The 25,142-nt window shown below is 60.8% G+C and carries 25 protein-coding genes; 5 read left to right on the top strand and 20 right to left on the bottom strand.

What is annotated here, in order from left to right; translation table 11 throughout:
- Position 1 precedes the first annotated feature (1 nt).
- The 18 genes from trbJ to AC1DYJ_RS02795 form a co-directional block, all read right to left on the bottom strand.
- A complete protein-coding gene (gene trbJ, locus AC1DYJ_RS02880; RefSeq protein ID WP_477280204.1) occupies positions 2–715 on the bottom strand; it encodes a P-type conjugative transfer protein TrbJ in 714 nt (237 codons plus the stop codon).
- 32 nt (positions 716–747) lie between these two features.
- A complete protein-coding gene (trbE, locus tag AC1DYJ_RS02875; RefSeq protein WP_477279813.1) occupies positions 748–3,300 on the bottom strand; it encodes a conjugal transfer protein TrbE in 2,553 nt (850 codons plus the stop codon).
- A gap of 11 nt (positions 3,301–3,311) precedes the next feature.
- A complete protein-coding gene (locus tag AC1DYJ_RS02870) occupies positions 3,312–3,575 on the bottom strand; it encodes a VirB3 family type IV secretion system protein (RefSeq protein ID WP_477279811.1) in 264 nt (87 codons plus the stop codon).
- Positions 3,575–3,838, bottom strand: coding sequence for a TrbC/VirB2 family type IV secretion system protein (locus tag AC1DYJ_RS02865; protein WP_245461199.1), 264 nt, complete (start codon positions 3,836–3,838; stop codon positions 3,575–3,577). Before AC1DYJ_RS02865 ends, AC1DYJ_RS02870 begins: the two co-directional genes overlap by 1 nt.
- A gap of 111 nt (positions 3,839–3,949) precedes the next feature.
- Positions 3,950–4,882: a P-type conjugative transfer ATPase TrbB gene (gene trbB, locus AC1DYJ_RS02860; protein ID WP_477280203.1), complete on the bottom strand. Its 933-nt coding sequence runs from the start codon at positions 4,880–4,882 to the stop codon at positions 3,950–3,952.
- Between the two features lie 201 nt (positions 4,883–5,083).
- Positions 5,084–5,542, bottom strand: a complete 459-nt coding sequence (locus AC1DYJ_RS02855) for a CopG family transcriptional regulator (protein WP_477279809.1) — start codon at positions 5,540–5,542, stop codon at positions 5,084–5,086.
- Between the two features lie 4 nt (positions 5,543–5,546).
- A complete protein-coding gene (locus AC1DYJ_RS02850; protein WP_477279807.1) occupies positions 5,547–7,544 on the bottom strand; it encodes a conjugal transfer protein TraG in 1,998 nt (665 codons plus the stop codon).
- A gap of 833 nt (positions 7,545–8,377) precedes the next feature.
- Positions 8,378–10,435, bottom strand: coding sequence for a hypothetical protein (locus AC1DYJ_RS02845; RefSeq protein WP_477279805.1), 2,058 nt, complete (start codon positions 10,433–10,435; stop codon positions 8,378–8,380).
- A 406-nt stretch (positions 10,436–10,841) separates the two neighbouring features.
- On the bottom strand, positions 10,842–12,581 hold the full coding sequence (locus tag AC1DYJ_RS02840; protein ID WP_477279803.1) for a relaxase/mobilization nuclease domain-containing protein: 1,740 nt from the start codon (positions 12,579–12,581) through the stop codon (positions 10,842–10,844).
- Positions 12,582–12,828: 247 nt separating this feature from the next.
- The gene (locus AC1DYJ_RS02835; protein WP_477279801.1) at positions 12,829–13,764 is read right to left on the bottom strand and encodes a lytic transglycosylase domain-containing protein; all 936 of its coding nucleotides are present in this window, start codon (positions 13,762–13,764) and stop codon (positions 12,829–12,831) included.
- 157 nt (positions 13,765–13,921) lie between these two features.
- Complete coding sequence (locus tag AC1DYJ_RS02830; protein WP_477279799.1) at positions 13,922–14,248, bottom strand: DUF736 domain-containing protein; 327 nt, start codon at positions 14,246–14,248, stop codon at positions 13,922–13,924.
- 46 nt (positions 14,249–14,294) lie between these two features.
- Complete coding sequence (locus tag AC1DYJ_RS02825) at positions 14,295–14,825, bottom strand: S26 family signal peptidase (protein ID WP_477279797.1); 531 nt, start codon at positions 14,823–14,825, stop codon at positions 14,295–14,297.
- A 26-nt stretch (positions 14,826–14,851) separates the two neighbouring features.
- The gene (locus tag AC1DYJ_RS02820; RefSeq protein WP_477279795.1) at positions 14,852–15,316 is read right to left on the bottom strand and encodes a DUF2840 domain-containing protein; all 465 of its coding nucleotides are present in this window, start codon (positions 15,314–15,316) and stop codon (positions 14,852–14,854) included.
- Positions 15,317–15,635: 319 nt separating this feature from the next.
- Positions 15,636–16,508, bottom strand: coding sequence for a replication initiator protein A (locus AC1DYJ_RS02815; RefSeq protein ID WP_477279793.1), 873 nt, complete (start codon positions 16,506–16,508; stop codon positions 15,636–15,638).
- Positions 16,509–16,526: 18 nt separating this feature from the next.
- Positions 16,527–16,817 carry a helix-turn-helix transcriptional regulator gene (locus AC1DYJ_RS02810; protein WP_477425934.1) on the bottom strand — a complete coding sequence of 97 codons (291 nt, stop codon included), beginning with the start codon at positions 16,815–16,817 and terminating at the stop codon, positions 16,527–16,529.
- A 160-nt stretch (positions 16,818–16,977) separates the two neighbouring features.
- On the bottom strand, positions 16,978–17,619 hold the full coding sequence (locus tag AC1DYJ_RS02805) for a DUF2285 domain-containing protein (protein WP_477279789.1): 642 nt from the start codon (positions 17,617–17,619) through the stop codon (positions 16,978–16,980).
- Entirely contained in the window at positions 17,564–17,731 is a 168-nt protein-coding gene (locus tag AC1DYJ_RS02800) for a transcriptional regulator domain-containing protein (protein WP_477280202.1), read from the bottom strand. The genes AC1DYJ_RS02805 and AC1DYJ_RS02800 overlap by 56 nt, the downstream gene beginning before the upstream one ends.
- Before the next feature lie 172 nt (positions 17,732–17,903).
- Positions 17,904–18,182, bottom strand: coding sequence for a DNA -binding domain-containing protein (locus tag AC1DYJ_RS02795; protein ID WP_477279787.1), 279 nt, complete (start codon positions 18,180–18,182; stop codon positions 17,904–17,906).
- Positions 18,183–18,308: 126 nt separating this feature from the next.
- On the opposite strand from AC1DYJ_RS02795, the gene AC1DYJ_RS02790 reads away from it, so the two are divergent.
- On the top strand, positions 18,309–18,524 hold the full coding sequence (locus tag AC1DYJ_RS02790; RefSeq protein WP_477279785.1) for a helix-turn-helix domain-containing protein: 216 nt from the start codon (positions 18,309–18,311) through the stop codon (positions 18,522–18,524).
- Between the two features lie 233 nt (positions 18,525–18,757).
- Here AC1DYJ_RS02790 and AC1DYJ_RS02785 read toward each other — a convergent pair whose 3' ends face one another.
- Positions 18,758–19,963 carry a DUF932 domain-containing protein gene (locus AC1DYJ_RS02785; RefSeq protein ID WP_477280201.1) on the bottom strand — a complete coding sequence of 402 codons (1,206 nt, stop codon included), beginning with the start codon at positions 19,961–19,963 and terminating at the stop codon, positions 18,758–18,760.
- A gap of 411 nt (positions 19,964–20,374) precedes the next feature.
- On the opposite strand from AC1DYJ_RS02785, the gene AC1DYJ_RS02780 reads away from it, so the two are divergent.
- The gene (locus tag AC1DYJ_RS02780; RefSeq protein ID WP_477279783.1) at positions 20,375–20,908 is read left to right on the top strand and encodes a Ros/MucR family transcriptional regulator; all 534 of its coding nucleotides are present in this window, start codon (positions 20,375–20,377) and stop codon (positions 20,906–20,908) included.
- A gap of 88 nt (positions 20,909–20,996) precedes the next feature.
- Here the strand turns inward: AC1DYJ_RS02780 and AC1DYJ_RS02775 are convergent, their stop codons facing one another.
- Positions 20,997–21,308, bottom strand: coding sequence for a DUF736 domain-containing protein (locus AC1DYJ_RS02775; RefSeq protein WP_477279780.1), 312 nt, complete (start codon positions 21,306–21,308; stop codon positions 20,997–20,999).
- 715 nt (positions 21,309–22,023) lie between these two features.
- Here AC1DYJ_RS02775 and AC1DYJ_RS02770 point away from each other — a divergent pair.
- From AC1DYJ_RS02770 to AC1DYJ_RS02760, 3 genes are all read left to right on the top strand, one after another.
- The gene (locus AC1DYJ_RS02770) at positions 22,024–23,070 is read left to right on the top strand and encodes an HNH endonuclease (protein WP_477425932.1); all 1,047 of its coding nucleotides are present in this window, start codon (positions 22,024–22,026) and stop codon (positions 23,068–23,070) included.
- 62 nt (positions 23,071–23,132) lie between these two features.
- Positions 23,133–23,447 carry a hypothetical protein gene (locus AC1DYJ_RS02765; RefSeq protein ID WP_477279777.1) on the top strand — a complete coding sequence of 105 codons (315 nt, stop codon included), beginning with the start codon at positions 23,133–23,135 and terminating at the stop codon, positions 23,445–23,447.
- A gap of 369 nt (positions 23,448–23,816) precedes the next feature.
- Entirely contained in the window at positions 23,817–25,142 is a 1,326-nt protein-coding gene (locus AC1DYJ_RS02760) for a DNA cytosine methyltransferase (protein ID WP_477279776.1), read from the top strand.

Raw genomic sequence — 25,142 nt, 5'->3', positions numbered from 1 at the left:
CTCAGTCGTGGAACATGCGCACCGACGACGGGCTGTAGCTGCTGCCCGTCATGAAGCGGCTGAACTGTTCTTGTGCCTGCTCCTGTGCTGCCGCCTTCCTGGCTTCTTCAAGCGCAGCGGCCCTGCCTTGAGCGGCGAGTATCGCTGTGAGGTCCGCGACCTGCTTTGCCTGCACGGCGAGAAGCTGGTTGCCGGCTTGCGTTGCCTGCAGCACACCGACAGCCGATTGACTGGCATCGACCAGCGCGCTCGTCTGTTCCTTCGTCCCCTCGATATTGTCGACGGCGCCGGCGCCGGCTTTCAGCGAATGCTCGAAGGCCGACACCGATGTCTGCCAGCGCTCACGTGCACCATCGACAAGCTGCTGACTGGAAAGGTCCGACCCAAAATTCTCGTAAGTCGAAGTGAACTGGCTCTCGATGTCCTGGACGCTGTAGGCGAGCCTGTCGGCCTCGCCGAGCAGGGTCTTCATCTGCGAGAAATTGCCTTCGATTTGGCCAAGCAGCGAGGTCGGCAGCGAGGTCAGATTCTTCGCCTGGTTGATCAGCATCTGCGCTTCATTCTGAAGCGAGGTGATCTGGTTCTGGATCTGCTCCAGGGCGCGAGCCGCCTGGAGCAGGTTCTGGCTGTAGTTGGTCGGATCAAAAACGATGAACGCCGAAGCAGGCGACGACGACATCGCGACCGTCACGGCGACAAAGCTGGCTGCCGCCATGTGACGAAGACGAAGACTCCCGTAAGCGGAATTCATGACAAAACCTCCTCTTCGGATTGGTCGATAACGTTGGTGAGATGAGCAATGAGGTCGGCCGCCCATCGAAGGCCGCGATCAGAAAGCCAGGCCTCGAGGAAATTTTCCCGACCGGCCTCTGTGGTGATCCGGTCGATGGCCGCCTGATCGGACTTGGACGATACGGCGCAGAGTGCCAGTGCGATCGGACCTAGACCGAGTTCGAACAGCCGGTTGCCGCGGCGCGACTGGCAGTAATAATCGCGCTTCGGCGTCGCCCGGGCGACGATCTCGATCTGGCGATCGTTGAGGCCGAACCGCCGGTAGATCTGGGTGATCTGCGGCTCGATGGCGCGCTCGTTCGGCAGGAACAGCCGCGTCGGGCAACTCTCGACGATGGCCGGCGCGATCCTGCTGCCGTCGATGTCGGATAGCGACTGCGTGGCAAAGACAACGGAGGCGTTCTTCTTGCGAAGGGTCTTTAGCCATTCGCGCAGTTGGTCAGCGAAGCCGCCGTCGTCCAGTGCCAGCCAACCCTCGTCGACGATGAGCAGCGTCGGTCGGCCATCCATTCGCTGCTCAATGCGGTGAAAAAGATAAGCGAGCACGGCGGGCGCCGCACCCGTGCCGATCAGCCCTTCGGTCTCGAAGGCCTGGACGGAAGTATCACCCAGGCGTTCGTGCTCGGCGTCGAGCAGCCGGCCATACGGACCGCCGATACAATAGGGCCGCAACGCCTGTTTCAAAGGCGAGGACTGCAGCAACACCGTCAGGCCGGTCAGCGTCCGCTCCTGGACCGGCGCGGTGGCCAGCGACGTCAGCGCCGACCAGAGCAGCTCCTTCACCTCCGGCGTAACAGGAACGCCCTCGCGCAGAAGGATGTCGACCAGCCAGTCGGCCGCCCAGGCGCGTTCCGGCACAAGATGGATGCGGCCAAGCGGCTGCAGCGAAACGGCGTTGGGCTCGATGTCGTCCGACAGATCCGCCAGGGTCAACAGAGCGAGGGGATCATCCGCTCCCTTCCCCGTCGACGCGTTGCCGCCGAGATTGTGCCAGTCGCCCTGCATGGCGAGCATTGCCGCGCGGATTGAGCCGCCGAAGTCGAAGGCAAAAACCTGGTTGTTCTCGTAGCGCCGGAACTGGAGTGCCATGAGCGCCAGCAGGACCGATTTGCCGGCGCCGGTCGGCCCGATGACGAGCGTGTGCCCGACATCGCCGACATGCAGACTGAACCGGAACGGCGTCGAGCCCTCGGTTCTGGCAAAGAAAAGCGGTGGTGCACGGAGATGCTCGTCCTCTGCCGGACCGGCCCAGACCGCCGAAAGCGGTATCATGTGGGCGAGATTCAAAGTCGATAGCGGCGGCTGCCGGACGTTCGCATAGACGTGGCCTGGGACACTGCCGAGCCATGCTTCGACGGCGTTGACGCCTTCGGCGATGCAGGTGAAGTCTTTGCCCTGGATGACCTTCTCAACCAATCGAAGCTTCTCGTCGGCGATCGAGGGATCGGCGTCCCAGACAGTTACAGTGGCGGTGACGTAGGCTTCACCGATCTGATCGGAGCCGAGGTCCTGGAGGGCCGCGTCCGCATCGGCCGCCTTGTTGGCGGCGTCCGTGTCGACGAGGATTGATGCCTCATTGGTCATCACCTCCTTCAGGATCGCGGCTACGGATTTGCGTTTGGCAAACCACTGGCGGCGGATCTTCGTCATCAGCCTGGTCGCATCAGTCTTGTCGAGCATGATCGCCCGCGTCGACCAGCGGTAGGGGAAGGCAAGCCGGTTGAGATCGTCGAGGATCCCAGGAAAAGTCGCACTCGGAAAACCGATGACGGTGAGCGTGCGCAGATGAGCATCGCCGAGCCTCGGCTGCAGCCCACCGGCGAGCGGCTGGTCCACGAGAAGCGCATCGAGATGCATGGGTATTTCTGGCACTCGAACGCGATGGCGCGCGGTGGAAATGCAGGAATGCAGGTAGGTCAGCGTCTCGTCATTTTCGAGCCATATGGCCTCGGGGACAAAACCTTGGACCAGGTTCAACACGCGGTCCGTACGATCCACGAAGCCCTTCAACAGCTCCCGTGGATCAACGCCGTTGGTGGCCCGGCCCTCGTAGAGCCAGTTCTCCATCCGCGAGGCTTCCTCGGCGGGCGGCAACCAGACGAAGGTCATGAAATAGCTGCTCTCAAACAGCTCTCCGTCGGACCTGTGGTCGCTCCAGGGGCGCGGCCCTTGGCCGGCCCCTTCGAATTGTTCACGCCGCTCGATCTCGAGCAGGGCTGAGGCGCTGTCGGGGAATGCGCCGTCGGGATAGGTGGTCGCTGAATTGCGCTGCGCTTCGACGAAGATCGCCCAGCTGGAGCCGAGACGGCGGAGCGCGCTGTTCAACCGCTGGGTAGTGCCGACCAATTCCGCCGGGGTGGCGGAATCCAGATCGGGCCCGCGGAAACGAGCTGTTCTCTGGAAAGAGCCGTCCTTGTTGAGCACCACGCCTGGCGCGACCAAGGCTGCCCAGGGCAGATAGTCGGCGAGGCTGGCACCCTTCTTGCGATATTCGGCAAGGTTCATCATCTAGAAACCTCTCAGCAGCCCAGGTGGGCGGGGTAGCGCAGGTGACGGCGAACCACGTCGACGAACTGTGCGTCGCGCTTGGCGGCCCAGACGGCCGCGAAATGTCCGATCGCCCAGAGGACCAGACCAGCAATCCACAAGCGCAGACCGAGCCCGACCGCGCCGGCAAGCGTGCCATTGGCAATGGCGACCGCGCGCGGCGCGCCACCAAGCAGGATCGGTTCGGTGAGCGCGCGATGCACCGGCGCGAAGAAGCCGCTGATATCCTCATCCATCAGATCAGCGCCCCGCCGCCGAACGAGAAGAAGGACAGGAAGAACGAGCTGGCCGCAAAGGCGATCGACAGTCCGAACACGATCTGGATCAGCCGGCGGAATCCGCCCGACGTGTCACCGAAGGCAAGCGATAATCCCGTGACTATGATGATGATCACCGCCACGATCTTGGCGACCGGTCCCTCGACCGATTCGAGGATCTGCTGGAGCGGTTCCTCCCATGGCATGGAGGAACCTGCAGCGTGAGCAGGCGCGATCATCATCAACGCAGCCGCAGCAGTCGACGCCGCCAGTTGGCGAACGGTGTAAAACTTGAAGGTAGACGATGAAGTGATGCGAAGCGGAATCATTCTGGGCTCCTCGGGGATTGGGATTCACGGTTGGTCGGTCTCGATCCTGGCCTCGAGCATGCGGTAGTCGCCGGTGGCAGGGTCGAGCCCGTCGACGAGCGCAATCTCGGCAAGACGGCGAGCCGAACCGCGGCCCGCGAGTACGGCGACAAGGTCGATCGTCTCGGCGATGAGCATGCGCGGGACCGTGACCACGGCCTCCTGAACGAGTTGTTCGAGGCGACGCAGGGCGCCAACGGCGGAACTGGCGTGAATGGTACCGATGCCGCCTGGGTGTCCGGTGCCCCAGGCTTTCAACAGGTCCAGCGCTTCGGCGCCACGGACTTCGCCGATCGGGACACGGTCCGGGCGCAGCCGCAGCGATGACTTCACCAGATCCGACAGCGAGGCGACACCATCCTTGGTACGCAGAGCCACAAGGTTCGGTGCGGCACACTGGAGTTCTCGCGTGTCCTCGATCAACACGATGCGGTCGGCGGTCTTGGCCACCTCCACCAGCAGCGCATTGACCAGCGTGGTCTTGCCGGTCGATGTGCCGCCGGCGACGAGGACGTTTTTCCGCCTTTGGACGGCGAGCCGCAGCACGTCGGCCTGGGCATCCGTCATGACACCGGCGGCGACGTAATCTTCAAGCGTGAACACTGCGACCGCTGGCTTCCTGATGGCGAAGGTCGGTGCTGCCACAACAGGCGGCAACAGGCCCTCGAAGCGCTCGCCCGTTTCTGGCAGTTCGGCCGATACACGCGGGCTGCCGGAATGCACTTCGGCGCCGACATGATGCGCAACCAGCCGGACAATGCGTTCGCCGTCGGCCGGGCCCATAACCTGGTCGGTCGCAGAGAGACCTTCCTTCAGCCGGTCGACCCAGAGCCGGCCATCCGGATTGAGCATAACCTCGACGATTGCCGGATCTTCGAGGAAGCCTGCGATGGCAGGGCCAAGCGCGGTGCGCAGCATGCGCGCGCCGCGCGACACCGTTGCGCTGCCTGGGTGATAATTGATAGCCACGATCTGCCCCCACTTCTTCGCGGCTGATCGGTTCGTGCCGCGTCGGGGATGAGTAGAAGAGGCAGGAGTGCAAGCCTTGCAACAAGCAAAAAGAGCGATCGCAATGCGACGTGCAGAGACTTGCGAAATGCGGTGCGGCGATCCCGCGGGTCAGGTCCTATTCGTTGGCAAGTCATCCGAGTCGGCCGGGGACGCTGGCGGAACGTCCTCGGCGATTTCCTGCCTGAGCTTGGGGCCTTTGCTCAACCTGCGGCCCAGCGCGTCGACAAAACCGTCGTAGCGCTGCAATCCCTTCGCACGGGCTTCGGCCTGTGCGGATTCGGGAAGGGCCGGCGTCGAGTTGAGCCAAAAGCGAACGAACAACGCTAGTGTCTCGATGGCGATGCCGACATCCCGTTCAACGCGTTGCACACGCCGATCGATCTGGTCGAGGCGCCTGGTGACTGCCGCCTCCTTCCGCTCTTCGGCATCCGGTGACAGGAAGGAGGCAATGGCGGCCTCGGCTATCAAGGACAGCGAGACATCGCGCCGCGCGGAGTAGTCGGCGAGCGCGTTCATCACGTCCGGATCGAGATAGGCAGAGAGCCTTCTTTTCTTCGCGGTCTTCATGGGTTCAAAGCTCGATGCCATCATTGGGATCGAGGGCTGCCTGCCGTGCGGCGCGGCGCATGACCTGATCGACTGCGCGTCGACGCACAGCGTCATCGTCGGGTTCATCCTGGTCGAGGTCGAACTCGCTTTCGCGCTGTGCCGTTCGTTCTGGCGCGATGTCCTCGTGGTCTGGGAGTTCGGGCTGGCGGCGGATGCCGCCATTGGTAGGATCGTCGTCCTGCGAAGCTGCGAATAGCTTCGGTTGCAGAGGATTGCCTTCGGGCTTGGGGAGGACCGTTGCGCCGGTCCAGTCGTCGGGCCGCGATGTTCCTGCAGTCGTTGCAGGCTCCGGTGGCGGCAGAACACGCTCGGCAAGGCGCGGATCGGCGAAATACCGAGCCTTCTTGGCCCGGATCGGAAACAGGCCGGACACCATGACGATGGCATCGGTCGGCGGAAGCTGCATGATTTCTCCCGGCGTCATCAGGGCACGAGCCGTCTCCTGCCGCGACACCATGAGATGTCCAAGCCAGGGTGACAACCTGTGCCCGGCATAGTTCTTCATTGCCCGCATCTCGGTTCCTGTTCCCAGCGAGTCCGAGACGCGCTTGGCAGTCCGCTCGTCATTGGTGGCGAAGCTGACCCGCACATGGCAATTGTCGAGGATGGAATTGTTGGGCCCATAGGCCTTTTCGATCTGGTTGAGCGACTGGGCAATCAGGAAGGACTTGATGCCGTAGCCCGCCATGAAGGCCAGTGCTGACTCGAAGAAATCAAGTCGGCCGAGAGCTGGAAATTCGTCGAGCATCATCAGCAGGCGCTGCCGCCGATCCTTCGCATGAAGGTCTTCCGTCAGCCTGCGGCCGATCTGATTTAGCACAAGGCGGATCAGCGGCTTGGTGCGGCTGATGTCCGATGGGGGTACGACCAGATAGAGTGTCGTCGGCTGCTCGCCCTCGACAAGGTCGGCGATCCGCCAATCGCAACGAGACGTTACCTTCGCCACGACGGGATCGCGGTAGAGCCCCAGAAAACTCATGGCGGTCGACAGCACGCCTGATCGTTCGTTCTCCGACTTGTTGAGCAGTTCGCGCGCCGCCGACGCCACGACCGGATGTGGACCGGGCTCACCCAGGTGCCGCGTCAGCATCATGGTGCGCAGTGTCGTCTCGATCGGCCGTTGCGGATCGGAGAGGAAGTTGGCGACGCCGGCAAGCGTCTTGTCCTGTTCTGCATAGAGGACATGCAGGATAGCGCCGACCAAAAGCGCGTGGCTGGTCTTTTCCCAATGATTTCTGCGCTCCAGCGACCCTTCGGGATCGACGAGCACATCGGCAACGTTCTGGACGTCGCGGACCTCCCAATCGCCCCGTCGCACCTCTAGCAGAGGATTGTAGGCCGCCGAGCCCGCATTGGTCGGGTCGAAGAGCAGCACACGACCGAAGCGCCCTCGCCATCCTGCCGTAAGTTCCCAGTTTTCACCCTTGATGTCGTGGACAATCGCCGAACCCGGCCAGGTAAGCAGCGACGGCACGACGAGACCAACACCCTTGCCGCTCCGCGTAGGCGCAAAGCACAAGACATGTTCAGGACCGTCATGGCGTAGATAGTCGCGGTCGAGTTTGCCAAGCACCACGCCATCGGGACCAATCATACCCTCGCCCTCGATCTCTCTTGGCGTCGCCCAGCGCGCCGAGCCATATGTGGCGGCGTTCTTCGCCTCGCGCGCACGCCACACCGACATGCCGATGGCCACGGCGATCGCGATGAAGCTGCCGCTGGCGGCGATCAACGCACCCTCGATGAACACTTCCGGTGCATAGGCATCGAAGAAAAACCACCACCAGAAAAATGCAGGTGGTGGGTAGACGGGCTGGTCGGCGAGTTCGAACCAGGGCGAACCGAGCTGCGCCTGGAAACCCAGCTGCCACGCCGTCCATTGCGTCGCGCACCAGGTGGTCGCGAGCACAATCAAGAGGACCGTCAGGATTTGGCCCCACAGTATTCTGGTTGCCGGCACTGCACATCTCATCTGGCTGATCGATCGGGAGCGAGCAGGAAATGTCGGATTTCCAGGTATGCAAGGACAAAAGGCCCGCCAGGTCAGCGGGTCGTAGCCCGACGTGCAAAGACTTGTCTGGTGCGATCGGTCGTTAACGAGATGGGTAGAAGTGCTCCGCAAGGAATATCCCGCTCTTGCAAAGCGGTTGGACCTTTGGAGAAGCACCGGTGATTTTCCAGCGAGGTGACATGACCGAAATCACGATCAAGAATTTCGACAGGTCATTGCCTGACCGCTTCGTTTGCAACTGGAGGAAGCAGCAGAGAAGGGTTGGTGGCGTGATGTCCTCGAAGACCGCGAACTTGTGATTGGGCTTCGCGGCAAATCCCTGAATGTCTACTGGAAGGGTCAGTCAATCTTCAAGGTCGAGGCAGGACCGCTCTCACTCAGGGCAAGCACTCACGAGAAATTCCTGCTCGACCCGAAGCTCGGCGGTCAGATCGACTTCGATGGTGAAAAGTTTGATGTCGCCGCGCTCGGGACCAAGGCCTTCCTCAAGCACAAAGCGAATGACGCCGGATCAGGCCGCCGATTATTTCTGGAACCGGTTCGTAGCCCCACTAGCCCACCGGTGATATCGCGTCTACCCGTCTCCACACGGGCAAGTGGCGGCCAATACAGGCCGTGCAATCACGTTCGGTCTCGGGAAATCGCGAGGCGGATATCACCGTTCGAAATGCGGCGCAAAGCTGCCGTGCAGACATTTGCGGATACGGAAATTCAGCCGCTGGCGTTGGTATTTCCAGAAGCTGACTTTCAATTACGCACCAAAACTCCCCTGGCCAATCTAACTAGAGGTACGGTACCCCCTGAATGCCGTAGTAGGACCGGAAGGCCGGATCAGTCAGGTTGAATAGGCCCGCCACCGTCGCCAATCCGCAAGCGTTGGCATCGAGGATGGCGGCTGGGTCCTCTTGTTTGAAACTGGGGAAGTTTGGCACCTCGTAAGTTGGGTCCAGCTGGTGCCGGAGCTCCGCGCACCGGTCCACGGCAATGGTCGTTTCGAGGATTTTATTTAGACTGGCGCGGGATAGCGTCCATCCAAGCGGCAAGTCCAGCGCGCTGGTCGCGATTAGGTTGGTGTGCATGCCCGAGTCAAGTTCGTTTCCCTCGACGCAATCGCTGAGGCAGAAAGAGCCGATTGCGTTGCCCAGAGCCAACTGACCTCGGGCCGTCCGAGTGTTGAGCATGGTGGTCAGCGGATCCAACCAGAAGGACTGTGGGGGGTCAGGTGTGGTAAATGGCGTACCCCATCGTTCGGTGAAATCGGCGATGGCGACGTAGCTGATATGGATGTGAACGTCGCAGCCCCACTCGACGTCCTGATCGAAATAAGTGTCAACACGAAGTTGGCAACGTTGGCCTGATTTATCGGGGAAGTAGAGAACGTTGCAATCGGCCGGCAGGTCTCCTCCGCAAGGCATTGGCGTTTCCAAGCCCCGAACAACGCCTGCAAGTTCGGTAGCAGTATCAGCGCCCGAATTCTCGAAGTAGCCACCATCGGCCAGAAGCACGTCGCTAGCGAAAGGTATCCTTGCTGTCGGCGTCAGCCAGGGAAATCTTGCACTAATGCCGATCGCAGTACTCATGCTCACGGTAGCGTCCGTGCCGGGGTGGTATTCGCCGTATTCGGCCGAGAGCGGCGTGAGTATGTATCGTTCGCCAGTCTGGACCTGTGTCGCGACAAAGATCTGAGCGGGGGTGGCACCTGTTGGCTGCCAAGAATCTTCAATGGGCCTCGCGAAATACGAATCGGTGCCCGTGCCAGACTGCTCTATGGATTTCTCAAGCGCGATCGCACGGTCGGTTGGGACCGGAGATGCCGGCAGCAGAGCGTTGGGAACATCTGCAAAAAGGAAGGCTGCCAACACCGGAGCGAGGTGGTCGGCAAGAACGGGGTCCAGATTGATCTGGCCGTCGATCCGTTGACAGGCAACTACATCCGTTCTCTGAGCAGCGTCCGATACGGTGCTCGCGAATAAAGCATCTCCCAGGCTGCCACCGGACACGCCGACGCTAGCGAGCACGTGTTGCGAGAAATTCGGACACAGCTTTTGTAAGGTTTCCAGCACTGCGTAGGCGTGCGCCGCGGCAGTGATGCCTCCCCCGGCGGCAGAAGTGATGATCACTGGATAGGGGCGCTTCGCATCCTTGTAGGCGTTAAGATCTGCTCTGCTCAGGATCCACGCGGAGAACCTCTCCCTGAAGAACTCGGAAGTGCCTTCGCCGGGAGGGATTCTGCGCGCAGCGTGTTGTATCGGATCGAATACCAGRCACAGCATGAATATGCCCAGAACTATGTTGCGGGCACGTAGTGGGATCAGCAACAGGCCGGCGATCCCGACCGTCAACGCGCCCAGTCCAAAGAAGACGATACACACCGAGCCGATGACCCGAGGAAAAGACACTGGAAAGGTAATCGTCAGGATGAGCGCGCCCAAGTAAAGGGCACCGACGGTCCCCATCAGCCAGACTAAGGCTAGTCCTGCGTGCGGCACCAGCCTACGGCTGGCGATCTCTATGATGAGCGTTCCTGTGATGGCGGCAACGAGGCTAGGTATCCAGGCATCAGGCGAAACGCGGACGAGGGACAGACAAGCCGCGATCAACGGCAGGGAGACGGCGACACTGTCGGTTATTGGCTGAAACTGACCTCGAGCCGCTAGGAAGGAGAGGTGAGCCAGAGCGAGTAAGCAATTGAAGGTCACTAACATAACCAGCAGAATAACTGGTGACGGACCCTGGCTCGCCAACTGGTCTCGCAACTGACTGGGAGCGATGATGAATAACTCCGTAAGAGCAAGGGAAAATAGCAGCACGGGAAATCGATTGATAAGCCAAGCCGGCATAAGCGCCCCTCCGAAGCCGACAACATTGCCGGTATCCGCGAGGCAATCATCGCACATAAGTAAAATATTATTAAGCCTTCTATTGCGACGGCTGCGTGCCGGGATGGTTGAAAGAAACGACCAGGCCGACTTATAGGGAGCGGCTGGGAATTTCACTGATCTTAGCAAGGGAAGTCCCGCGTTTCAGTCACATCGCGGGCATGAGGTATATGTTCGATTTGGTTTCTTTGCGCGCGCTGTTGGGATTGAACAGACATCGGTCAACTATCGGATCTGTCATTTGCGGCTGTGATGACTGCCACGGTGCCCAAAACAATGAACGGCCGCTTTGGGGATTAAGGAACCGTTGGCCCGAAAGGCCAAGTTGCGGCGCAATCCAGTCCGAACGACCTCGCCAAGTGCACGATCAAATCCCGAGTGATCTTTTTCGTCCGGCATTCCACTCAATACCGCGGGCGCCTTGCGCCACACCAGAAACATGCCTGCCGAGATGGCGTTCAATTGACTGTGACCACGGCACGAGACTGAAGCCAAGGCCGTCGTCGATCATCGCAAAGCGCCCGGAGGCGAGCGAGAGTCGCCGTCGATAGATGCCAGCTATTGGATCACGGTCGCCGGTCCTTATGAACTGAAGACCTGTCTCGGCCGTGAGTTTCGTGCCGAGAGCGTCGATCTCCCCGCTGCGCAACGTATCGATTAGGTTGCGGGCAAGAATGACACGCTGACCCTCGCGCCGGGCGAGACCCTGCTCTCTCAGATAATCGGTGCGACCCTTAAGTGCCTGCTTGACCTCCGCGCCGAATCCCCCCTCGCCGAGTTCGGCAGGCTCGCTGGCGACGAGTTGCCGGTCGAGCCAGGTCGCGCCAAAGGCGCGGACCTGTTCTTGGATCGAGAGGTCGGAGCGGACGGCAAGCGCGGTGCGTCCGCGCCCGTTCGCATCTTCGTAGCGGCGTAGCTCGACGATGGACCCTGATGTGGAATCGCCGGTGGCAGCGAGATCATGAAAGCGGATGTGATGCGCGCGTCCGTCGATGCCGTCGACGATCGCGTAGGCCGAGCCACGCAACTCGTCGTCCAGGCCGCGCTCCAACAGTCGCCCTATGACAAGCGTATCGATTTCTTCGGCCGCTAGGACATAACCAGCCGCTGGTCTTTCGATGCCATGGCCAGCGAGACTGCGGTGCAAGCGCTTGATGATGTCGTCGCGTTCACCGAGCGCGCGCAACGTGGGTTCGGCCTCATCCGCCATGATCCATTGGCCGGGGCGCATCTCGCTGGCGAGGCCTAGGCCTCCAAGCTTACGGAGCCGGCCGACCTTGAGTGTCAGAAACTCGTCCGGTTGGCGGTCGGAATGCGGCGCAAGATCAATGATGCCATGACGATCGGCATCGCGAGCAAGCTGTCGGTCAAGCTGTGTCCAGCGCTCGGTGTCGATCTGTTGTTCGACTGTTCGGCGGATGTCGTGATCGGTCCGAGGCCCTAGCATCTGGGTAAGGATATCGCTTGCCCGATCGCGCATCCCCTGGCGGATGTAGTCGCGTGAAATGACGAGGTTCTCGCCATCGTCGACGACGCCGCGAACAAGGATGTGGATATGCGGATGTTCAGTGTTCCAGTGGTCGACGCCAATCCAGTCGAGTTTCGTGCCGAGATCGCGCTCCATATCGACCATTAGGTTACGAGCGAAGCCTTTGAGGTCACCCAACTCGTGGGCGTCATCGGGTGAGACGATGAAACGGAAATGATGCCGGTCGTCCTCGCATCGATCGGAGAAGGCATGATGATCGGCCTCGTCCGCGTCCGGCCCAATCATCTTTGCTTTCTCACCGTCACGCGTCACACCCTCGCGGCGGAGATATTTGAGATGGGCGACGAGCGGCGTCGATCCATTAAACTGGCGAACGACGCGTGCCTTTACGACGGCACCGCGTGAGCGGCCGGTAATGAGGCGATTTGTGCGGATGCTTGCCGATCTGCCGCGACCGAACGTCGAGGCGCGTCGCGAGACCAACTGGCCTTTGCGCGAGATATGACCGCCCGCCCGCTGTGCCGATGCCAGCGCCTGGAATATGAACGGGCGAGCGCGTTGGCCGGCGCGGGAGCGGATACGGCCAGGGCGCACACGAAAATCATCGTCCCTATTCATGGCGAATGAACCCACGAGGTGCGGTTTTTACTGGAATGATTGAAAAAATGCCGGTCGCGCGCATCGCAGATTGCGTGAGAACATCGCAAAGCGAGACAAAAACCATAAGAAAAACAATCGACCGACCGAGCCGCACATCGCGGCCCTTTATCCTGCCATCCCTCTCCGTCCTCTCTCACAGCCAATCCTCCCGCCGCAATTTCAGCGACGGACCAGCACGGAGTGCGATTGACCAGGGAGTCTGTGATCATTGGGGTGTCGCGGAGGAACCCTGCACAAACGGGCTATGAATAGCGGGGTTCGGATCTGATGCACCTTCACTGCGAGAACCGCTTGGTTGCGGTACGAGCGCCGTAAGATCGATGGCCGCTTTGTCCACCGGTGCTCGCACGCTGGGTGAACGGATCGCCGTGAAGACGGTCTCTACAGGAACATTAGTCTCGCGCTCACCCTGCGGCGCCGAGCTATTCCGTGTGTTCACGACGTGCGCGAAAATCGCCGCTTCGAGTGCGTTCGCCCTGCCCGCTCCTTGACGCGCGCTCATCGGAATGGGAACCGAACCATTGACCAGAGGCGCCAGTTTCCTGACGTAGTCGATCGTCTCACGCGGCAGCGGCCGGCCGGTTGAAAGGTGCTCTTCGTAGCGCCCAGGACCAGCATTGTAAGCCGCGAGGAAGCCGTTGCGTCCGAAGCGGTCGAGCATTTCGCGGAGATACGCTGCACCTGCAAGAATGTTGTCGCGCGGCTGATAAGGATCATCGCCAAAGCGATACTTGATGCGCAGTTCCTCCCATGTCGCCGGCATGATCTGCATCAGGCCCATTGCGCCCTTGCTCGACATCGCATGAACATCACCAACGCTCTCGACATGCATGACAGCGCGCAGCAGCCGCTCGGAAATGGCAAAGCGTTTGACAGCCTCCCGGATATATGCCGACCAGGGATCAGAAGACGAGATGACGCTGCCGCCGTGCGCCGGGCGCTCACCATGCGCGGATGGCTCTGCACAGACAATGGCTGTTGGAAGGGCGAGTATGACGCTTGCAGACAGTGCTGCAATGCCTCGGTTGATAAAAGCACATGAACCACGATCCCGACGCGCCTGCAGCCTGCCACCGTGCTCGCTCCCGTCAAGGGCAAGGCTTCGCCGGCCGGACTTGCTTGCCGAAAAGCCCGGGCTCATGAACCTCCTGCACGACGGGCAAGCGTCCGGCCGCCCTTGACCTTCGCTGCGCGCGGTGGCCGCCTGACAGGCGATCGGGTCGAAGGGTTTGACCGGCGCCCGATCGATCAAAGGGTTTGACGTGAACGGTTCTCTGCCGCGCAGTCGGGGCATCCGATCAGCCTCGCTCGTCACGCTTCGGCAGCCGGCTCCAGTGCAGGGCCCAGACGTTCTTCTCGACATCGGACTGGAACAGATTGGCACGGATCGCCTGCGTGAAGGACGGATCGTCGATGGAGACGGAGAGATAGGCGCCGGCCTTCTCTCCAGTGCGATCCCACGCCGCGCCGATCTCCATGCTTTCGCAGAAGACGCGATGGTCTGGCGCGTTTTCAGCATCCGATTTCTCGGCGGGCAGGATGGCAAGCTTCGCGTCGAGTGTCAGCGTTGAGACGTTGCCGTGGAAGCCATCGTCGTTGCGGGTGAAGGTACCGATCTGGGCCATTGGGTTGCTCCTTTCATGAGCGTTTGATGAAGAGTGGCGCGAACCTTCAAGGCTCGCCGAGAACGGAATCTTTGGGAATATTCGGCGTTGGAAAGCTGCGGTCGATTACCCAGACAGGAACCGCGCGGCCAATGACCGAAGTGAGCGGCAGCGGCCCGAAATAGCGGCCGTCAAAACTGTCGGGCACGTCTCGATTCATGAGAAAGACTTCGCTGCCGGCGATCACGCGGCAGCCCTGCCAGACGGGCAACCGTCGGCCGCGACTATCGCGCTCGCGCGCAAGTCCAACGGTCGCGCCATGGGTGATGATAGCGGTGCCCTGTCGGCAGACTGTCGTGCCTTTGAGTGCCAACACGCGCTTCAGAAGCGGCACGCCTTTCGGCAGATATTGACGCTCAGCCAGGAAGCTGGCGAGCGGTTGGGGCGGCATGACGACGGCGATGTCGGTGACGTCGATCCTGCTGGCCGGCACGACATGATACAGCCCGATGGGGACGCTTGCAGATGCGTTCCAGATGAAGCTCGGGCGATGGTTGATCCGTGCTGGAGCAACGGCGAGAACTGCGCCGCCAAGCATGCCGGCGATGATCGCAAGGCGCCTGCTCATGGCTCAATCCTGTGGCGCAGGAGCCAAGCGTCATGGCGCTGGCGAGTGTAAGGCCTCGGTGTCTCGCGCCCGGCAAACCTACTGTGGGCATGCCGCCAATAATCCGGCGACACATCGACAGGATCGATGCCGATCGCCTCGATGGCGTCGATTATCTTCAGCACTTTTTCGACATTGGGCCATCCGGTAGCCGTGAGCAGGATCTCAGCGCCGGGACGCACATAGGCGACGGTGGAGCAGTGCCGACCGGCCGCGACGGCGCGCAGAATATCGATGCGGGACGTGATCGTGCCGAAGTCGTTGGCCGTCCACCGGACGAAAGCGAAGATGCTCCCAGGCGTGAAGGTGACGGCACGACGACAGCGATCGATGTTCCTGTTCGAAGAAACCTTGCCGAAGCGGATGTAGTTCTCGTTCCGCTTCTTCAGCCACAACAGTTCGACCGCGGTGAGCTCGCTCATGTCGACCTCCGCAACACGAGGCGATCAGCCGGACTGGCGAAGCAAAGGGCAGAGAAAACAGCTCTGCTTGGATAGGAACGGTGGACGTCGATGGTGCTCGGCATACCTGAAACATCAGGGCCTGATTGTTGTCCAAAGCCTCGCCGATCGGCGCTTTCCGTTAGAAAGAATCCGAAGGATTCGCAGTTAGAAACGTTAGAGGAGCGGGTTCGGCAATCGCTGCAATGGCTTAAGCCCGATTCCGGTTCCTGATAGCACGGGAACCCGGTTCCCGATGGCACGGGAGCTGCGGTTCCTGATAGCACGGGCCTGTCCACAGTCATTTCACAGCCTTGATTGTGCGGCCAGGCGTTGCGCTGGCGCTCGCGAATGGATCGACGGGGTCGAGTTGGAAGTTCAGGCGTGACCGACCGTCGGGATCGACGGAGAGTGCTAGCTGGTAGCCCGGTAGTGGCTGGCGACGCACGATCTCGCGTAGGTCGAAGGTGAAGCGCTTGAAGGGCGACAGGCTGCCGGATTTCACGTGGAGATGGCCGAGATCAAAGCTCCAACCATAGGTCTGGCGGCCGCCGTGCTTGCGGACGAGACGGTAAAGCCAGCGCTCCAGGCCGCCCGTTAGCCCGAAATATTGGCGGTCGATCGTGAGAACAAGGGCATCGTCGATGACGCCGGCATAGAACCAGTCCGGCAGGATGAGCTCGATGCCGAGTGGTCGCCCGCTGACGTCCATTCGCTCCTTCCATTCGTTGATCCAGGAGAATCGATGCCGCCGCCGCTCGGACGACTGGCGGATAGAAGTGGCAACGGTTGTCGATTGCAGGCGGTCAAGCGCGGCTTTCAGCCTGTCGTAAGAGCGAGCGGAGTCGCCGCGCTCGATGAACGCAAGGATCTCGTAGGGCGTCGCCGCCATCAGACGCGACGTGCCAAGGCCTTTGTCACGTGCATCGACAATCTGGCTGGCTGCCCAGATCAGGATGTCGGCGTCCCAGATCGTCGCCATGCCATGTTCGATCGTCGCCTCGACGCGGATCGAAACCTCGCCCATGCGAAAGTCGATCGGTGTCACGCGACGGGATTTGGCGAGCGAGAAAAACGGCCACGACATCAGGTCTTGCGCATCGCGTGGCGTGATCACACCGGGGCGCGCGCGGAACAGATCAAGCTGCCCCTGATCGGTCGAGCGAAGCTGCATTTTCTTTGCCCCGCAGTATCAGGAGACGCGATCGCGCCGGCCGACATAGGCCGGCGCCCGGGCGGAATGAGGCTTGGCAGGCGGAACAAAGGTCGCGTTGGCATCGCTGGTGGACGTGCGCGCACCAAGTTCGATCCAGGCGTGCAGATCGTCGATGTCATAGAGGACGCGACCACCGACCTTTCGGTATTTTGGTCCGGTGCCGTACGTCCGGTGCTTTTCCAACGTGCGAGCGCAAAGGCCGACGATTGGTGCGGCCTCCTTCGTTCGCAGGTATTTTTGGGGCGCGTCCGCGGGACCCKTCGACATCGTTCGATCTCCGTTCGTTTTGCTGTCGTCCTGGCCTGCCGGGACGCGCGAAACGGACGATGGTCGAATTGAGAAAGGACGAGGGAGGGCAAACATCAGGGGATGTGTTTTTGTTACCCCTGCGAATGATGTGTTTTTGCTACCCCTGCGAATAAGGAGTTCAGCGACCGGACTTTCGGCTGCGGCTGTGTGGATAGAAGGGCAGGTCGCGGTAGCCGCCGGCCACAAGACGGTCTGACCTTCGCAGGATCGCCCGAACCTTGTGCCTCAGATGATGATCGCGCCAGTCACGCGGCGCGATCGACTCTCGTAACAACAGCACCTGAGCAATCTCGCGGTAGGTGGCACCTGCGCGGCGAGCGTCGTGAGCGCGCAGATTGAGAATGTGTTTCGCCTTCGTCTGCTGCGGCACCGCGCCGTAGCCAGGACCGGGCGGCCGGCCGTTCAGCGTCCTCCAGAACTGGCGCGCGGCGTCGAGCCGTGTCTCGAATGCCGCGTCGAGTGGCAGGAGAATGGCGTTGAACTCTGTCGCGCCGCTGCCGATGTCAGTGACGAGGCTATTTGTTCCGGTCGATGCCGGCCAAAGAATATGAAGCCCGTCGGCTTTCCAAACGGTGGCGCTGCTGAGACTGGAAAGTTGAACAGTCTGATGCGAAGGGCTGACTGACGATCGGATTTGCGTGGCTCGCAGCACACGCGGCGAGGCCTGTTCGGTCCAGACGATGTTTTCAGCTAACGGAAGGTCGTCACCGGTGACTGTGAAATCGCGCGCCCCAACGAGCGATGAAGTCGGGCAGACCAACAGGCTCTAGGGAACCCGGGAGATGTGACGAAAGCAGGCCGCACTCGGCGATAAAGTCGTCGTTCCTGATCAGATACTCGGCAGCGAACTCTGCAGCTTCGTAGCCTTGCATGTGCGCATAGGCTGCCGGATCGGTCCAATCGCCTTGCAATGCCCAAGTCCTCTCCCGATGTGCCCGCATCGGGTGCGGGCTTCGGAATGAGCATCCTTGCCGATACGCAAATCGGGTAGTTGGAGAGTCGGCAAACCGCTGTGCTGATTCAGCAAACCATGGCCTGGGACTCTCAGTGTGGCGCACCGCCGGCCAGAAGATGTCGGTAGCCTTTCGTCGTCATCCAGCGGGCGCGGGCAAGATGCGTCTCCCACGACCGGAATGCCCGCTCCGGTTCCTGGTCAGGATCTATGTGGAGGATGATTCTGGCCACCTCGCGCCAGTCCGCATCTTCAGCCGCCGCGTCAAGCAGGCGAATGTAGGTGAGCAGCCGCTCCTCATCATAGCCGGTCAGGGTCGGGGCATTCGGCGCGACATCGGCGACATCGGGATCGAGCAGCGGCTTAAGCATCGTATCGAATCGCTAATGTTTTGGCGGCGATCCCGAGGGAACTATTATCCAGGTCGAGTTCTGATCATAACGAATAGGAACGATCATTCCTAGAACGATAGTTCCCTTTCTGATCCCTAATCCACCATGGATCTCAAGGAGATCATGGCGGTCAACATGCGTCGTCTGCGCCATGACCAGAACGTGACGCAGGAGGAACTGGCCGCCCGCTCTGGACTGAGCATGCGCTACGTCGGGTCGATCGAGCGCGCCCGGGTTTCGGCAAGCGTTAGCGTTCTTGGTAGGATCGCAAAGGCGCTAAATGTGGACCCATGCGAGTTGATCAGAAAAAAAACACGGTGAACTGATTGGCGAGCATGGCGCACCAGACCCGAAGTGCACAAGTCGCGAACATGACAGCAGTTGCATCGCGAGCCGGGCGGAGCCTGGCGAGCGGCCGCCATGTTCAAAGACGGCGGCATGCGCCGACCCCGATCACCTGGTCGCAAGATATTCTTATGCTATGACGGTCTCGTTAATACTGCGGACCTGATAGGCCGCGCGGCGAGACGTTCGCTGCGCGGCCATTCGTTTGATCATGCCGCTCGTTCCAACAAGGCCTTCGCCCTGCCTTCGAGCTCCAGGCGGCTATCCTGATGCGCCTTGCTGCGCGCGTGTGCGGTCATGCCCTGCACGAAATCGAAGATGCTTTCGGGCGGGCGGCCTTCCTCCTGCAAAACTGCCTCGATGATCTTGCCTGTTTCGCCCTTGGAAAAACCGCGCTTGCGTAGGAAGCTTTCGCGGTCCTCGTCGCTGCGGGCGACGACCTTCTCGCGCGCGGCCTTGATGCCAGCGATGAACGGCGCGGGGCTTGAGTTCGCAAAGCTCGTCAAGGCAGGCGCTGCCTCATGAGCAAAACGAAGTGCCGCAAACTTCGAATGCCGGATGCTGATTTCCTCGAAGCCTTCGACGCCCCAAAGATTCCGGTTCATGCAAACGGCGCGGAGATAGAAACTCGCAATGCCCAAGGTCTCGCTGCCGACTTCCGAATTCCAGCTATAGAAGCCGCGAAAATACAAATCTGGTTCGCCATTCGGAAGCCGTCCGGCTTCGATCGGATGTGTGTCATCCACCAGAAACAGGAACACGTCGCGGTCGCTCGCGTAAAGCGTGGTGGTGTCCTTTGTGATGTCCACGAAGGGATTGTGGGTCATCGTCGCCCAATCAAGAACGCCAGGCACCTTCCACATGGTGTCGCCGGTTCCGTTGCCAGCTATATTCATGACGGCGGCGACAAGCTCGTGATCCCAGATGCGGCCATAGTCCGGACCAGTGACGGCGCGAAGCTCAATGCGTCCGTCCTCTGTTTCCAGGGTCTTCATCAACTCTGCCCGATGGCTCAAAAGGCCATGCTGCAAATTGATGCCCGCTAGAGGCGCAGGAAGCTGGCGCATGTAGGTCGCCGGTGCACTGACAAGGCTGCAAAGCTGGCCGAAGCTCCAATGCGTGGGCGCAATCGGTTGCTCCTGTCCGGGGATGATGAGCGAAAGCCGCTCTGCATTGTCGCGGGTAGTTTCGACGCGAACCGCACGGCTCTCGACGATTCGGGCGGTGGCGCGGTCCGCGCGCTGCTGCACCGCATCATAAAGTTCGGTGAGGCTGAGATAGCGCTCGTCATCGGGTCGCGAAAACCATTCCGAGGAAACGCGCCCGATCCGCTCGCCGCGCGTGACGTCGACGCGGAAGCCGCTGGAAGCCGGCTGCTGCTGGCTGTTGCTCTTGCTGTTGATGATGGTTGTCATGTTCATTGCGTTCACTCCTTTTCCGTCAATGCCGAAGGCATGTCCCCCGGCATGCCTTCCGGGGGCGCGTGAGCGCGCGGGAGTGATGGGGGCCAATGCCGGCGAGCGGAGCCGGGTTGCACGGTCGAGCGGAGCGAATGGAAATTGATGGCCGTTGCTGCAGTCGGCCGCTTTGCGAGCCTGCGGCCCTGCCCTGCGCAGGCGGCACTGGCGGGGAAGCGAGGGGAAGCTCCTCGCTTCCTAACGAACCGACAAGGGTATCCGCAGTCGAATAGTACGATGAAACTGAAGCTTACTCTTATAATGTTGGCCAAGAAATTTGGATTTTACAAAGAAACGCACTATTTGCTCGTTGGCGGGCAGGGAAATCAAATTCGTCAGATCCATCTGATACAATAAGAGGAAAACTGTATGACCACTGCTCCCGGGCAAGACGACCAACTGGATACCGTGTCGATAGCGGCCGACATTGTCGCCGCCTATGTGTCGAACAATCCAGTGCCGGTTAGCGAGTTGCCGAAGCTGATCGGCGATATCCATTCCGCGCTGAAAGGGATCGGCACACCGGCGACGCAACCTGTGGTCAAGCAGGAACCGGCAGTATCGATCAAGAAGTCGGTGACGCCGGACTTCATCATCTGCCTGGAAGACGGGAAGAAGTTCAAGTCGCTGAAGCGCCATATCGGCGTCCACTACAATCTCAGCCCCGACGAATACCGGCAGAAGTGGAACCTGCCATCCGACTATCCGATGGTAGCGTCGAACTATGCTGCCACGCGTTCGGCCCTTGCGAAGTCATCTGGCCTCGGACGCAAAGCGGCTGCGCCTACTCCTGCCGCCTCAGAAAAACCAAAACGGGTTGCTCGTGCGGCAGCAGCGACGACGGCTGCTGCAGCCATCAAGTCGCCGCTGAAGAAGACGCGCAAGGCACCCGCCAAAGCCTAGCGCGCTGCACCTGGCGGACGTGCCAGGCTGTGTCGGACCTGAACATGACGAAGCCCCGCCTTGCAGCAGGGCCTCGTTTTAGACCGGATCACTCGGCGGCGCGGCGGGACCAGATGAGCGAGAAGTCGCCCTCGGTGTCGGTCTCGACCAGGCTCGCGTAGATCGGAGCGGGGAAGCTGGGATCGTCGAGCTTGACGGAGTGGTAGTCGCGGCCGTCGCGCGAAGTCTTCTTCCATGCCGCCCCGAACTCGGTGGCGCCGGCGAAGATCCGGAAGTCGGGACCCTTTTCATTTTCGCCATCGGCCGGAGAGAACGTCACCGTCTTGACGTTGAGGTTGAGGGTCTTGACCGAGCCGGAGAAGCCGTTCGCGGTGCGCGAGAATGTGCCGATCGTAGCCATTGTGGTGTGGTTCCTTCTGTTTTTCTCGGGCCGCGCCCATCGCGGCCTCGATGGTGGTCGTGAGACCGGAGACGATCGGTCCGCATCCCGAAGGGGCTGAAACGCAGTGGAAGACGACGACGCGAGGCTTTCTTGGATCGCGAGGAATGGACGCGCAGCGGACAGGGGAAGAAAACGCAGCGCCGTCGTTGCGGGATGACGATCGAGACTGAGCGTAGCGAAGGCGGTCTTCGGTCAGACCCAATCCATTCGAGGGCGCGATGGGCATGGCATGAACAGACAGAAGGAAACACCATAAAGGCGACTGTTCGGTCACCTACATTGTCGTCCGCGCCGTGAATGCTCGTGCTTTTTGGCCAAGGATTTGAACCTAGGTCCCAACCGGCCAGGACGAGGTTGGTCACTACCCGAAACAGCTGACCAGGAATGGCCCGATCCCCCGATCTCAAGCGGGACCGCTATCGAATTCTTGGCGGCAGGCAATGCGACTTGGCGCATCCCAAGGGCAGCTGCCACCAAGCCAAGCACCGCGACGATTACTACTTCCAGTCGGTTCGATGCAAACCTCGTTGAGATCCAAGGTCCCGTTACGTCTGCTCCCTCCCTGCTCCGACGCATCGCCCCAAGAGATGTGTCGGGGGTTGGGCCTTCACAGACAACCGTCAGAAGTAGTCAACGTATTGCATTTCCCAGTTCTCTGAACCAAACGTGTGCCATGCTCACAACTATTTCCACCGCCGATGGCAACTCACTCAACGCAAAGGTAGAAATCGAAGCCGGCGGCATCATTGTTCATAGCCGCGGCGGCGCGTTCGGGAAGCCGAACCTAAGAAACCCGGACTATCGACAAGCCCTTCGAACAATCCTCGAACGGCTTAGGGATGGCGGTGCCAGAATCTCTGGGGTGTGGCTTGATAGCCGGGTCGCCCAGGATTGGCCAGAAACTCAAAGGCGGTTGCTGGATGACTCGCAGGCTGCCCTTCCCGTTGACGAGGTGGTGACACTGATAGGCCAGCGGGCGGCGGCGATGGGGCGCCCGCTGGCAGCGACCGGCCACGGCAACAGTACCAAGCGAGTACGCATTGGTGTCCCCGGTTCGTCAACGGCCCAGCTACAGAGGCTTCTCGATAGCCTGCCCGCTAACCAGACCCCACGACTGCCTGCTGTAATCCAGCGGCGCGTCGAGGCGTGGATGATCGATGAAGCAATCGACGACTACATGGCTGGCGCCGAGCACAACTTCCACGGCTCCAGGGACTATGACCTTCTGCTGCCTTCGGGCGAACGAGTTCCGCCCAAGGCAGTCTTCGGCATTGCATTGAGCAAGATTATTGGCCGTCCAGCCACCCCAACAGACTTCTCGGCAGGCTGGGGAGAACCCTGCTTCGCGACCATAGAAAGCGCCGGCTACCCAATTGTCGCGAAGGATGAGAACTTAACGCTGTCCCAGCCCGATCAAGACGACGAACGATCGTGGGCGGAGGGCTCGCCCGGTCGCGTCCAGCACTTGCGCCGCGAAAGAGCGCCAGGCCTATCGCGGATGAAGAAGCGACGCTTTGTTGAGCAACATGGCCACCTCTTTTGCGAGCGTTGCGGCCTAGTTCCATCTCAAAGCCTCGGGCCACTCGGAGACGCGTGCATCGAAGTGCACCACGATACGGTCGCCGTATCCAAGATGACGGCCGCCATGCGCACCCGTCTTGCGGACCTTAAGTGCCTTTGCGCAAACTGCCACCGCATTGTTCATCGCGAGCAGTTATAGCCTTGGCTCGCAAAGGAGCTGGCCCTCCTGTATGATGAATCGAAAGGACGAGGAGGGAAGAATTGGCTCTTGAACCCGACGCCACCCTGATGACGGTCAGCCCCAAGAACCCGGCGACGTACTATCCGCCCTTGGTCAAGCGGCTAGTTGAGTGCGCTTCAATCCACGGGGCCGCCTATGTCCGGATCGGCACTAACGGGAACGGAACAGCGCCATACAACCTAATTACCGCTGACGAGGACGGGGCCCTGATATTCGGAGCCTTCGATTATGGAAACCCCTTCAACCACGATAGCAAAAGCTCGCAATGGAGCACGAAACCAATGGGAATGCATGAGGTCCTGGCACTCGCGAAGCAATATCTGAAGGGTGTTTGACGCGCACCCACCATCTGCTGAACCGAGCTTTCCAAGGCCTACGGCTTTCCTTCCCGCAAGTATCTCTACGCCATGCCGTCGCCGCATCTGATTGAACTGCTGCGAGCCTGAAGGGGAGGGCAAGCGCGCGGCGTGATGCATCCGTCGGCTGGCTGTTCCCTGGGGCGCCCCTTGGAACAATCCAAGAACAGCCTTCCTAATCTTAGGCGGAAAGTGTATTCTGCCGGCGGCACGGTTGTGCTCAAGCGCTGACTGGCTTTACCCTGCGATTCGTTTGCCTGGGAAGTCGCTGCCGATCGAGGAAGACAATACTCGCGAGGCCGTATAGCGTGTGCAAATGCATGAAGGCGGACGGGGATATTGCCGGGAATGAGCCAGTTTAGTTTTGCCGATTTATTCTCCGGTTGCGGCGGCTTTTCACTGGGACTGTCGCTGGCAGGATTGTCCGGGCGCTTCGCAATCGAGCGCGATCCAATGGCATTTGGTACGTTCTCGGCGAATTTTCTTTCGGGGCTCGGCAAAGCCGGCGACTTCGCCTGGCCTGCCTGGCTCGAGCAGAAGGCCTGGGACATCGAGGAACTGCTCACCCTTCACAAAAGCGAGCTCGTCGCGTTGCGCGGTACGATCGACGTCCTTGCAGGCGGGCCGCCTTGCCAGGGATTTAGTTTTGCGGGCCGCCGTCAGGAGGAGGATCCTCGCAACCTCCTGTTCGAGAAATATGTGGAAGTCGTGCGCGCTATCAGGCCGCAGGTCTTGGTGCTGGAAAATGTACCCGGCATGAAGGTCATCCATAGCCGGCGAAATGTCGTTGACCTTGTCCATCACGCCGAGGAACCTGGGCGGCAGTCGTTCTTCGAGCGCCTTGTCGAGAGCCTCGACGGCGCTGGCTATGTAGTCGAGGGCGAATTGGTCGACGCCTCGCGCTTCGGGGTACCTCAGCGACGCAACCGGCTCATTGCAATTGGCATCCGCAAGGATCTCCTGCGCTGGGTTGAAGGCGGCGTCCAGCGAGCCTTCGACTTGCTCGAGGCGGCCGGTGCGGCCCAACTCGCGGAGCTTGGACTCACGGCGCCCGTGACCGCGGAGGAGGCCATATCTGACCTTGAGCTAGCGCGGACGAGCATCTTGCCGTGCGACGACCCGGAATCCCCGCGCCACTTCAGCGAGGGGGCCTATCTCGCACCGCGTACCCGCTTTCAAGAGCTGATGCACAAGGATGCGCCACGAAAGATGAACAGCATGCGCCTTGCGCGGCACCGCGATGACGTCCGCGATCGATTTGCAAGGATCATCTCGGAATGCCGGAAGGGCGTCCGCATGGATGACGCCAGCCGCAAGACCTACGGGCTGAAGAAGCACCGTATCTACCCAATGGCTGCCGGTGACGCTGCGCCGACCATCACGACGCTGCCCGACGACATCCTGCATTACTCCGAGCCGCGAATCCTCACCGTTCGCGAATGTGCCCGCCTACAGTCATTTCCCGACTGGTTCCGTTTCACCGGCAAATTCACTACGGGTGGGGACCGGAGGACCAAGGAATGCCCGCGCTACACGCAGGTGGGCAATGCAGTACCGCCCTACCTCGCCCGCGCCCTCGGCATTGGGTTGAGCGCGCTGCTTGGGGAAATAACCGGGCGCAGGCTGGCGTTCGAGAGCGCGAGCACAAGGCTGCCACTTGCGGCAACAGCGTAG

The organism is Mesorhizobium sp. P2_B11 (genome assembly GCF_056404855.1).
This window is presented reverse-complemented; position numbering and strand designations above follow the sequence as displayed.

What these genes read in the sequence shown, in the direction of transcription:
- AC1DYJ_RS02780 (WP_477279783.1), top strand. Translation starts at nt 20,375, where the DNA reads ATGACCACTGCTCCCGGGCAAGACGACCAACTGGATACCGTGTCGATA.
- trbE (WP_477279813.1), bottom strand. Translation starts at nt 3,300, where the DNA reads ATGATGAACCTTGCCGAATATCGCAAGAAGGGTGCCAGCCTCGCCGAC.
- AC1DYJ_RS02785 (WP_477280201.1), bottom strand. Translation starts at nt 19,963, where the DNA reads ATGACAACCATCATCAACAGCAAGAGCAACAGCCAGCAGCAGCCGGCT.
- AC1DYJ_RS02855 (WP_477279809.1), bottom strand. Translation starts at nt 5,542, where the DNA reads ATGAAGACCGCGAAGAAAAGAAGGCTCTCTGCCTATCTCGATCCGGAC.
- AC1DYJ_RS02790 (WP_477279785.1), top strand. Translation starts at nt 18,309, where the DNA reads ATGGATCTCAAGGAGATCATGGCGGTCAACATGCGTCGTCTGCGCCAT.
- AC1DYJ_RS02800 (WP_477280202.1), bottom strand. Translation starts at nt 17,731, where the DNA reads ATGCAAGGCTACGAAGCTGCAGAGTTCGCTGCCGAGTATCTGATCAGG.
- trbJ (WP_477280204.1), bottom strand. Translation starts at nt 715, where the DNA reads ATGGCGGCAGCCAGCTTTGTCGCCGTGACGGTCGCGATGTCGTCGTCG.
- AC1DYJ_RS02840 (WP_477279803.1), bottom strand. Translation starts at nt 12,581, where the DNA reads ATGAATAGGGACGATGATTTTCGTGTGCGCCCTGGCCGTATCCGCTCC.
- AC1DYJ_RS02865 (WP_245461199.1), bottom strand. Translation starts at nt 3,838, where the DNA reads ATGATGATCGCGCCTGCTCACGCTGCAGGTTCCTCCATGCCATGGGAG.
- trbB (WP_477280203.1), bottom strand. Translation starts at nt 4,882, where the DNA reads ATGCTGCGCACCGCGCTTGGCCCTGCCATCGCAGGCTTCCTCGAAGAT.
- AC1DYJ_RS02870 (WP_477279811.1), bottom strand. Translation starts at nt 3,575, where the DNA reads ATGGATGAGGATATCAGCGGCTTCTTCGCGCCGGTGCATCGCGCGCTC.
- AC1DYJ_RS02820 (WP_477279795.1), bottom strand. Translation starts at nt 15,316, where the DNA reads ATGAGCGAGCTCACCGCGGTCGAACTGTTGTGGCTGAAGAAGCGGAAC.
- AC1DYJ_RS02795 (WP_477279787.1), bottom strand. Translation starts at nt 18,182, where the DNA reads ATGCTTAAGCCGCTGCTCGATCCCGATGTCGCCGATGTCGCGCCGAAT.
- AC1DYJ_RS02770 (WP_477425932.1), top strand. Translation starts at nt 22,024, where the DNA reads ATGCTCACAACTATTTCCACCGCCGATGGCAACTCACTCAACGCAAAG.
- AC1DYJ_RS02815 (WP_477279793.1), bottom strand. Translation starts at nt 16,508, where the DNA reads ATGCAGCTTCGCTCGACCGATCAGGGGCAGCTTGATCTGTTCCGCGCG.
- AC1DYJ_RS02835 (WP_477279801.1), bottom strand. Translation starts at nt 13,764, where the DNA reads ATGAGCCCGGGCTTTTCGGCAAGCAAGTCCGGCCGGCGAAGCCTTGCC.
- AC1DYJ_RS02830 (WP_477279799.1), bottom strand. Translation starts at nt 14,248, where the DNA reads ATGGCCCAGATCGGTACCTTCACCCGCAACGACGATGGCTTCCACGGC.
- AC1DYJ_RS02760 (WP_477279776.1), top strand. Translation starts at nt 23,817, where the DNA reads ATGAGCCAGTTTAGTTTTGCCGATTTATTCTCCGGTTGCGGCGGCTTT.
- AC1DYJ_RS02775 (WP_477279780.1), bottom strand. Translation starts at nt 21,308, where the DNA reads ATGGCTACGATCGGCACATTCTCGCGCACCGCGAACGGCTTCTCCGGC.
- AC1DYJ_RS02825 (WP_477279797.1), bottom strand. Translation starts at nt 14,825, where the DNA reads ATGCTTGGCGGCGCAGTTCTCGCCGTTGCTCCAGCACGGATCAACCAT.